This is a genomic window from Streptomyces sp. NPDC000941, assembly GCF_053599555.1.
In genome coordinates, this window is record NZ_JBSFMM010000014.1 from 78,356 (window position 1) to 87,675 (window position 9,320).

Below are 9,320 nucleotides of genomic sequence, written 5' to 3' on the forward strand. Positions count from 1 at the left end.
CCCCCCTCCCTCAGCCCGCCGCCGGGCCCGCCCCCGGGTAGCGGCCCCGTAGCGCGGCGCGGGCCGGGGGCAGGGTGCCCGCGGCCGCGGTCACCGCGACCACGGCGACGATCACCAGCGCCTGGACCGGCGGCAGATAGGGCACCGTACGGGCCATCGCCACGCTGAACGCGAGCAGCGGCACCGACGCCACCACCGCGCCCACGGCCAGGCCCGTCAGCGCCGTGGCCGCCGCCTCGAGCCGCAGCATGCGCCGCAGTTGGCGGCGGCCGGCGCCGGCGAGGCGCAGCAGGCGGAGTTCGGGGCGGCGGCCGATGGTGATGAGCGAGAGGGTGCTGAGGACGGCGATCACCGTGTAGGCCCCGATCGCGGAGACCGCGGCGACCGTGACCACCTCGACCAGCTCCTGGTCCTCCGGCTCGACCTGGATCGGCGCGGGGTCGGGCGCCACGCGGGCCCCGGGGACCGCTGCGGCCAGGGCTTCTGCGAGCGCCGCACGGTCGGTGTCGGGTGCGGCCGTGACCAGGATCTGGCCCGCGCCGGGCATCGTGGTGTGGGCCAGCAGTTCATCGCGCGAGAGGAGGAAGTCGCCCAGCGCGAGGGAGCGTTCGTACACCGCCACGACCCGCAGCTTCGCCTCCACACCGTCCCCGAGGCGGAGCGTCACCGTGGAGCCGGGGTGCGCGTCGAGGGAGCGTGCCCGGTCGCCGCCGACGGCGACGGTGCCGGGACGCAGCGCGCTCAGGGTGCCGTTCCGCAGCTCGGGGTCGAGGGTGTGCGGCAGCCCCTCCGGGGTGACGCCGAGGACCGGCAGCCGGTCGAGCCGGGGTTCGCCGGTCTCCCGCCGGGCCAGCACCACCGTGCCGCGTACGACATCGGTGGCCGCCCGCACCCCGGGCACGTCCCGGATCCGCCCCACCGCGCCGCTCGGCAAGCCGCCGTCCGCGCGCACCGCGAAGTCGGCGCGCATCGCCTCGCGGGCCTGGCCCTGGCCGGCATGGGTGAGGGTGGCGCCGCCCGAGAGCTGTACGGCGGTGAAGGCGGTGACCAGGATGATCGGGGTGAGGGCCGCGCCCAGGCGGGTGGCGGCGGCCGTGCAGTTGGCGGCGGCGAGGCGGCCGCCGGGCCCGCCGAAGCGGCGCAGCGGAGCGCCGAGGATCCGCATCGCGCCCGTGGCGATCCACGGCCCGAGCAGGGCGCATCCGATGACCATCGTCACCGCGGCCGCCCCCGCCGCCATCGCGGCGGCCTGGCCGGACTGCAGGACGGCCGTCCCCGCCGAGCTCACGCCCAGGGCCAGCAGCACAAGACCGGCGACCCGGCGCGGTGTGCCGGGGGCCGATTCGCGCAGCGCCTCCGCGGGGCGGAGCTTCGCGGCCCGGGCGCCGGCGAGCCACGCCGCGGCGCGCGCGATCAGGACCGTGATCCCCGCGGTGGCCAGGGGCGCGGGCCACAGCCAGGGCGGGAAGGGGAGTTCGAGGCCGGGCGGCAGCGCACCGCGCGCGCCCAGCAGTCCGCGCAGCCCTGCGTACGCGGGGAGCGCGGCCACGGCGCCCAGCAGCGCCGCGCGGGCCGCGACCCGCCCCACCTCCCGGCCGACCGCGCCGCGCAGCTGCCGCGGCGTCGCGCCGACGGCGCGCAACAGCCCGATCTCGTGGGCGCGTTGCCGCAGCGCCTGGACGACGGTCGACGAGACGACGAGCAGCGCGATGAGGACGACGGTGGCGGCCACGGACGCCAGCAGTTCCAGCATGCCCTTGCGGGCCGGCGCGGCGGCCAGGAACTCGGGGCCGCCGCGCCCGTCCCCGGTCTCCACCTGGACCTCGGCCACGTCGCCGGCCGCGCGCCGCCCCACGCTGCGGAGCTCCGCCGCGTCGAGTGCGTGCCGCACCCGGGAGGACAACTCGCCCGTCCCCACGCCGGATTCGGCGATCACTCCGATGGCGTCCAGGGTGTCCGGGTGCCCGGCCAGGCGCCGCGCCTCGGCCGCCGCGAAGTAGACCGCGGCGTCCGGGCCGTCGGCGACGCCGACGACGGTGTACGCCGCGTCGGCACCGGCCACGCGCAGCGTGACCCGCTCACCGATGCGGGCCCCGCCGCCCACCACGACCTCGCCCGCCCGGCGCGGGGCGCGCCCGTCGCGCAGCTCGTACGGCGCGAGCCGGGCCGCGTCCCAGGCCCGACCGGTGCCGGCCCGACCGGTGACGGCCCGTCCCGCGCGCCCGACCTGGAACACATCGTCGGCGACGGCCGCCCGTACACCGGGCACCTTCCGCACCACAGCCAGCGCGCCCGCCGGCACCCGCACCCGCTCGGTGAGCCCGGCCCGCGCGGTCTGGGGGTCGCTGCCCCAGGGCTTGGCGGTGTAGCGGGTCTCCTGGTCGCCGGTGACGACGAGGTCGGCCGCCGCGTACCGCTCCACCCGGGCGTGTCCGAGCCCGGTCGAGGCGAGGGCGAGCACGAAGGAGCCGAGCAGCAGGGAGGTGAGGACGAGCGCGGCGAACACGGCGGCCCACGCCTTGCGGTGCGTACGGGCGGCACGGGAGGCCAACAGCTTGGTCACATTCATGCCGTGCGCCCCTCCTCACGTACGGTCGCCGCGCCCCGCCCCAGGTCCCGCATCACGCGGCGCACTTCATCGGCCCCGGGCCGGTCCAGCCGGCCGACGGCCCGCCCCCGCGCCAGAAACAGGGCCTCGTCCGCCCAGGCAGCCGCGACCGGGTCGTGGGTGACCATCACCACCGTGTGGCCGTCGCGGTCGACGGCCTGCCGCAGCAGCGCGAGCACGCCGTGTGCGGTGGCCGGGTCGAGCGCGCCCGTGGGCTCGTCGGCGAAGACGATGTCGGGCTCGGTGACCAGCGCGCGGGCGATCGCCACCCGCTGGGCCTGCCCGCCGGACAGCTCCGCAGGCCGGTCCGCGCCCCGCTCGGCGAGCCCCACCGCCTCCAGCGCCCGCACGGCCCGCCCGTCCGACGGCACGCCGCCGAGCATCAGGGGCAGGGCGACGTTCTCCGCGACGCTCAGCGACGGCACGAGGTTGTGGGCCTGGAAGACGAACCCGATCCGCTCCCGCCGCAGCCGCGTCAGCGCGGCCTCCTTGAGCGAGGCCAGTTCCGTACCCCCGATGCGCACCGTCCCCGCCGTCGGCCGGTCGAGCCCGGCGGCGCACTGGAGCAGGGTCGACTTCCCGGATCCGGACGGCCCCATCACGGCGAGAAACCGCCCCCGGGGGACCGCGAGATCGACGGGGTGCAGCGCGACGGTGCCCCGCCGGTACTCCCTGCTCACCCCGTCCAGCGCGAGCGCGTCGGCCACCGGCCCCGCCACCGCCCCCGGCCCCGCCACCACCGCGCTCACCGTCCCCGAACCGCCCCGCTGCCTGCGCATTTGTATGCCCCTCCCCAGTGATCGGCCGACTCGCCGTGTCCACTCACGAGGCTAGGAACGGGCGGGGGACGGGGGCAGAGAGCACGCTCCCGATCCGGGGGTGTAGCGGGCTACACCCTTCGAGAATGCGCTGGTATCAACGCGGATAGTATCGCTGGCGATACTATCCGCGTTGATACCATTCATCGGCTTTGGGCGAGGATGGAGAGCTGCCATGAGCCTCGTCATCCCAGGTTTCGAAATCCGGGCCCAGGGCGGCAGATACTGGTGGGAACCCGGGCTGGTGCTACGGAAGCCGCTCGGCCTCTGGCAGGACGCCGGCCCGGACTCGGACGGGCTTCCCGCCACGCTCGCCACGTTCCTCCATGAGGTGGGCGTCACCGAGGACGCGATCGATGAAGTCTTCGCCCCGGCCCACGACCACGCCTCGGCATCGTGGATAGTCCGGCCGGGCCTGGAACTGCTGTACACCGAGGACTACGGCGGCCCCGGCAGACCTCTGATCGCTGTTGTGCACCTGATTGCCGAATCAGTGGACTTGAGGTCGGACTTGGCCGAACTCGCCCACAAGGTCCTCGCCGCCGCGGGTGGTGTGTGGACGCGTGCCGAATTGCTCTCCGCGCCCGACCCCCCGCGCGGCCCTTCGCCGTCTCAGATACGCCCGGGTTCCCTACGGTGCCGCACTCCTGAAGGTGGTGCGCCCGGCCCTGAACGATCCGGACTGGGGCGTGCGGCACGACGCCTTCGACACTCTCGCCCAAGCGCTGCCCGGACGCCCGGACGAGCCGTTCTGGAGCTTGATCCTCGACATGCTCCGCCACGAGGACCTTGAGCTTCGACAGCGGGTACTGGACCTGATGGACCACATGTTCGACGATCTGCCGCCCGAGGTCCTGTCCCGGCTGGAGGACATGGCCCACTCCCCGTCGCTAACGGTCCGTTTCTCGCCGTAGCCGCCACTGTCCGGCCCCGCCGGGCTCCAGCCCGCGCGCCACCCGTGCCGGGCGGATGGGCTACTGTCGCGGAGGCACATCCATTTCTCTGTCTCATGCGTCTCTTGAGCAAGCGGCACTCTCATATAGCCGCCCCGCAGGGGCATTTGGAGTATCAGACTTGAAAACCGGCATCAAGGGCATTCGTCGCGTATCCGCCGTGGCCGTCATCGCCGCGGGAGCCGTTCTGTCCGCCGGGGCGCTCGCCCCCGTGCAGGCTGCCACGGTCGCGACCCCCACGATCACCGCCAAGGGCGGGTTCGTGATGAACAACGGCACGGGGAAGTCCCTCTACACCAAGGCAGCGGACACCCGCCTCTCCACCGGCTCCACCACCAAGATCATGACGGCCCGGGTGGTACTCGCCCAGTCGAATCTCAACCTGGACGCGAAGGTCACCGTCCAGAAGGCGTACAGCGACTACATCGTCGACAACAACTGGGCCTCCTCGGCCAAGCTCATCGTCGGCGACAAGGTCACCGTCCGCCAGCTGCTGTACGGGCTGATGCTGCCGTCCGGCTGTGACGCGGCGTACGCGCTGGCCGACAAGTTCGGCACCGGGTCGACCCGGGCGGCGCGGGTGAAGTCGTTCATCGGCAAGATGAACACGACCGCCAAGAACCTGGGCCTCACGAACACGCACTTCGACTCGTTCGACGGCATAGGGCACGGCGCGAACTACTCGACGCCGCGCGATCTGACCAAGCTGGCCAGCAGCGCGATGAAGTACTCCACGTTCCGTACGGTCGTGAAGACGAAGTCGACGAAGCAGAAGGTCACCACCAAGAGCGGTGGCTACCGCTACATGGACTGGACGAACACCAACCCGCTGCTGGGCACCTACTCGGGCGCCATCGGCGTCAAGACCGGCTCGGGCCCGGAGGCCAAGTACTGCCTGGTCTTCGCCGCCACCCGGGACAGCAAGACGGTGATCGGCACGGTCCTCGCCTCCTCCTCGGTCGACAACCGTACGGCGGACGCGAAGAAGCTGCTGAACTACGGCTTCGCCAAGTAACTTCCGAAAAGTAGCTCTCGGACACCGCCGGGGCCCGCCCGCGACCAGAGGAAACCGGTCGCGGGCGGGCCCTTGTCGTGCCGCAGGAACGCAGGTTCAGGCGATCTTGGGCGCGGCACGCATGCCGATGTAGCAGCAGGCGGTGCCGTTGGAGAGGGTGGAGAACACCACAGGCATCCAGTCCTCGCTGAAGGAGGGGCCGGCGCCGGAGGCGGCGAAGACGGTGTCCGAGAGCGGGATCAGGTCCATCTCCAGCGGCGGGGAGAAGTCCTTCATGCCACCGACGAACTCGTACCGCAGGTGGAACGCGCCGTCGCGCTCGCTGACGGTGATGACGACGCCTTCGCGCTCATAGGTGCCAAGGAGCGGGGTGATGTCCACCGCGGGCGGCTGCGCCGCCGGAGCGAAGGCGTCCGGCATCCGCACCCCGGCCAGCTCGCCGAGCAACTCCTGGAGGAGATCGGCGTAGAGCCGGCGCGCGCCGCCGCCGTTGGTCAGCAGGGCGATGGCCACGCCCGCCTCCGGCACCACGCGCAGATACGCGTACTGCCCGATCGAGGCGCCGTCATGGCCGTAGCCCGGGGTGCCGAACCAGTCGTAGAGCGTCCAGCCGAGGCCCCAGCCGTCGGCGCTCACGGTCCACTTGTCCGGGACGTCGACCTCGCGCCGCTGCATGGCCGCGACGGACTCGGGGGCCAGCACGCGCGTGCCGTCCTGCGCCACGCCGCCGTCGAGGTGCATCCGGGCGAGCCGGACCACATCACTCGCGGTGGCGCAGACCCTGCCGTACGGGCCCGCCGAGCGCGGCATCAGGTCCCATGCGGGGGCCGGCTCCGGGTCCCGGCCCGGCTCGCCCAGGTGCCCCATCGCGGCGCGGAACCGCAGCACCTCCTCGGGGAGCGTCATGGTCTGCTCGAGACCGAGCGGGGCGAGCAGCCGGTCCTTGAGGGCGGCGTCCCAGGTCTGGCCGGTCAGCACCTCGACGATGCGGCCCAGCACGTTGTACCCGACGCTGCTGTAGGAGACCGCCGTCCCGGGAGGGCAGTCAAGCGCCACCCCCTTGGCGGCCTCGACATAGCGGGCCAGGCAGTCGTCACCGCGCCCGGTGTCCTCGGTGAAGTCGCAGGTCAGGCCGCTGGTGTGGCTGAGCAACCGGCGGATGGTGATGGCCCTCGTGGCCTCCGGGTCGGCGACGGCGAACTCCGGCAGCACGTTCACCACCGGGGCGTCCAGGTCGAGTTCGCCGGACTCGACCAGCCGCATCACCAGCGTGGCGGTGTAGACCTTGGCGATCGAGCCGAGCTGGAACACCGAGTCCGTGGTGGCCGTCACGCCGGTGCCCCGGTGCAGGACACCGCTCGCCAGCTCGTGGATCTCCCCGTCGGCCAGCACGGCCAGGGTCGCGCCCGGCACGTGATAGGCGGCCCGCAGCTCGTCGAGCCGGGCCTGCCAGCGCGTGGTGTCGAAGGCGGTGGCTTCCTGGCCCTTGATGCTCGACATGGCGTCTCCCTCGGTGAAGGACGATGTGCGTCCGAACGGCGTGCGCTATGCCGAACACTGTACGGACGCCGCACACTGTTCGCAACCCCGTACATCGTGCGCCCGAGCGGCTATCCTTGGCCGCGGGAGAAACAAGGAAGAGGAGCCCGTATGCCGAGCGACGCCAAGCGACCGATCCAGTCGGTGTGGACCCGCCCCCAGCGCCCCCGGCGCGAACAGCCCGCGCTGAGCCGGGATCAGATCGTGTCCGCCGCCCTCGAACTGCTCGACGCCGAGGGCATCGACGCCCTGAGCATGCGGAAGCTCGGCAGCCGGCTGAACGCAGGGGCCACCTCGCTGTATACGCATGTGGCCGACAAGGGTGAGCTGATCGAGCTGGTCGTGGACGAGGTCTACGGCGAGATCGAGGTGCCCGAGGCCGCGGACCCGGACCACTGGCGGGAGGTCGCCACCCTTTGCGCACAGGGCCTCAGGTCGGCAATCCTGGCCCACCCGTGGATGGCCTCCGTGATCGGCGGAGCCTGGGTGACCCAGCTGGGGCCCAATCTGATGCGGCTCACCGAGAGCATGCTGGCCGTCTTCGAGAAAGCGGGCCTCCCGGCGGCCGAAGCCGATCCCGCCGTCTCCGCGTTCACGGCGTACGTCATCGGCATGGCCACCAGCGAGGCCGCCTGGCTGACGACGCTCGCCCGCGGTGGCCTGAGCGAGCGGGAATGGGCGGAGCAGCTGTGGCCGGCCGCCGAGGACGCCGCGCGGGACCACCCGAAGCTGCGCGAGCAGTACGCGGGCCTGCGCGACAAGGACCCGCGCGAGATCCGCGACGACAAGTTCGACTACGGACTGCAGCGGGTCCTCGACGGGCTGGCGACCCGGCTCGGCTGAGCCGGGTCGCCGCCCCCGCTGTCGACCTGCTGCCACCCCGCACCGTCTCGCCGAATCGTCGCGCAGACAGGGGTCATTCCCCGGCGCGGCGGACCGGCCTTCGCGGGGTCCGCTGCCACACTGAGCGGCCATGGACGTCACCGCTCGTATCGAGTCCGTGTACGCGCAGATCGTGCGCCGCAACCCCGGGGAAGCGGAGTTCCACCAGGCCGCGGGCGAGGTGCTGCACAGCCTCGCGCCCGTGCTCCGCGCGCATCCGGACCATCTCGACGCCCGGATCGTGGAGCGGCTGTGCGAACCGGAGCGGCAGATCGTCTTCCGGGTGCCCTGGGTCGACGACCTGGGGGACATCCACGTCAACCGTGGCTTCCGGGTGGAGTTCAACAGCGCGCTCGGCCCCTACAAGGGGGGCTTGCGCTTCCACCCCAGCGTCAACCTGGGCATCGTCAAGTTCCTCGGCTTCGAGCAGATCTTCAAGAACGCGCTGACCGGGCTGTCGATCGGCGGTGGCAAGGGCGGCGCCGACTTCGACCCCAAGGGCCGCTCCGACGGTGAGGTCATGCGCTTCTGCCAGTCCTTCATGACCGAACTCCACCGGCACATCGGCGAACACACCGATGTCCCGGCCGGGGACATCGGAGTGGGCGGGCGTGAGATCGGCTATCTGTTCGGCCAGTACAAGCGGCTGACCAACCGCTTCGAGGCGGGCGTGCTCACCGGCAAGGGGGTCGGCTGGGGCGGCTCGTACGCGCGCACCGAGGCCACCGGATACGGCACCGTCCACTTCGCGCAGGAGATGCTGCGCACCCGCGGCCGCCAGTTCGACGGCTGCGATGTGGTGGTCTCCGGCTCCGGCAATGTGGCCGTCTATGCCATCGAGAAGGTGCACGCCCTCGGCGGCCGGGTGGTGGCCTGCTCCGACTCCACCGGGTATGTGGTCGATCGGGGCGGCATCGACCTGGACCTGCTCAAGGAGGTCAAGGAGGCCCGCCGGGCACGGATCGGCGACTACGCCCGGGCCAGGCCGGGTGCGGTGTTCTCCGACCAGGGCTCGGTGTTCGAGGTGGACTGCGATATCGCCCTGCCCTGCGCCACCCAGAACGAGCTGACCGAGGAGCACGCCGTCGCGCTGGTGAAGAACGGCGTACTGGCCGTGGCCGAGGGCGCGAACATGCCCTGCACCCCGGCGGCCGTCGAGGTGCTGCGGGAGGCCGGGGTGCTCTTCGGCCCCGGCAAGGCCGCCAACGCCGGCGGAGTGGCCACCTCCGCACTGGAGATGCGGCAGAACGCCGCCCGCGACCGGTGGACCTTCGAACAGACCGAGGCCCGTCTCGCCGCCGTCATGACCGACGTCCACGCGCTGTGCCGGGCCACCGCCGAGGAGTACGGGGCCCCCGAGGACTACGTTCTGGGTGCGAACGTCGCCGGATATCTGCGGGTGGCGGAGGCCATGGCCGAGCAGGGTGTGATCTGAGCCCGCCCGTGCCCGTGCCTGATTTGCGGTGAGTATGGGACAGCGACACGCCGTGGTGTCGGCGTGTCGC

Annotated in this window: 7 protein-coding genes; 4 read left to right on the plus strand and 3 right to left on the minus strand. The window is 72.5% G+C overall.

Going from position 1 to position 9,320, the window contains the following annotated elements:
• Nucleotides 1–10: 10 nt before the first annotated feature.
• Together ACWDSL_RS07965 and ACWDSL_RS07970 are read right to left on the minus strand one after the other, a co-directional pair.
• Nucleotides 11–2,569 (minus strand): FtsX-like permease family protein, encoded by a 2,559-nt coding sequence (locus ACWDSL_RS07965; protein ID WP_450482839.1) that lies wholly within the window; start codon nt 2,567–2,569, stop codon nt 11–13.
• Nucleotides 2,566–3,387, minus strand: coding sequence for an ABC transporter ATP-binding protein (locus ACWDSL_RS07970; RefSeq protein WP_450482841.1), 822 nt, complete (start codon nt 3,385–3,387; stop codon nt 2,566–2,568). The genes ACWDSL_RS07965 and ACWDSL_RS07970 overlap by 4 nt, the downstream gene beginning before the upstream one ends.
• A 692-nt stretch (nt 3,388–4,079) precedes the next feature.
• On the opposite strand from ACWDSL_RS07970, the gene ACWDSL_RS07975 reads away from it, so the two are divergent.
• On the plus strand, nt 4,080–4,340 hold the full coding sequence (locus tag ACWDSL_RS07975) for a hypothetical protein (RefSeq protein WP_450482843.1): 261 nt from the start codon (nt 4,080–4,082) through the stop codon (nt 4,338–4,340).
• 160 nt (nt 4,341–4,500) lie between these two features.
• The gene (locus tag ACWDSL_RS07980; protein WP_450482845.1) at nt 4,501–5,394 is read left to right on the plus strand and encodes a D-alanyl-D-alanine carboxypeptidase family protein; all 894 of its coding nucleotides are present in this window, start codon (nt 4,501–4,503) and stop codon (nt 5,392–5,394) included.
• 96 nt (nt 5,395–5,490) lie between these two features.
• On the opposite strand, the gene ACWDSL_RS07985 is transcribed toward ACWDSL_RS07980, so the two are convergent.
• Nucleotides 5,491–6,894 (minus strand): serine hydrolase domain-containing protein, encoded by a 1,404-nt coding sequence (locus ACWDSL_RS07985; protein WP_450482847.1) that lies wholly within the window; start codon nt 6,892–6,894, stop codon nt 5,491–5,493.
• Nucleotides 6,895–7,044: 150 nt separating this feature from the next.
• Here ACWDSL_RS07985 and ACWDSL_RS07990 point away from each other — a divergent pair, with 150 nt between their 5' ends.
• Nucleotides 7,045–7,776: a TetR/AcrR family transcriptional regulator gene (locus ACWDSL_RS07990; protein WP_450482849.1), complete on the plus strand. Its 732-nt coding sequence runs from the start codon at nt 7,045–7,047 to the stop codon at nt 7,774–7,776.
• Nucleotides 7,777–7,906: 130 nt separating this feature from the next.
• Complete coding sequence (gene gdhA / locus ACWDSL_RS07995) at nt 7,907–9,250, plus strand: NADP-specific glutamate dehydrogenase (RefSeq protein ID WP_450482851.1); 1,344 nt, start codon at nt 7,907–7,909, stop codon at nt 9,248–9,250.
• Nucleotides 9,251–9,320 lie beyond the last annotated feature (70 nt).

What these genes read in the sequence shown, in the direction of transcription:
- ACWDSL_RS07965 (WP_450482839.1), bottom strand. Translation starts at nt 2,569, where the DNA reads ATGAATGTGACCAAGCTGTTGGCCTCCCGTGCCGCCCGTACGCACCGC.
- ACWDSL_RS07970 (WP_450482841.1), bottom strand. Translation starts at nt 3,387, where the DNA reads ATGCGCAGGCAGCGGGGCGGTTCGGGGACGGTGAGCGCGGTGGTGGCG.
- ACWDSL_RS07985 (WP_450482847.1), bottom strand. Translation starts at nt 6,894, where the DNA reads ATGTCGAGCATCAAGGGCCAGGAAGCCACCGCCTTCGACACCACGCGC.
- ACWDSL_RS07990 (WP_450482849.1), top strand. Translation starts at nt 7,045, where the DNA reads ATGCCGAGCGACGCCAAGCGACCGATCCAGTCGGTGTGGACCCGCCCC.
- gdhA (WP_450482851.1), top strand. Translation starts at nt 7,907, where the DNA reads ATGGACGTCACCGCTCGTATCGAGTCCGTGTACGCGCAGATCGTGCGC.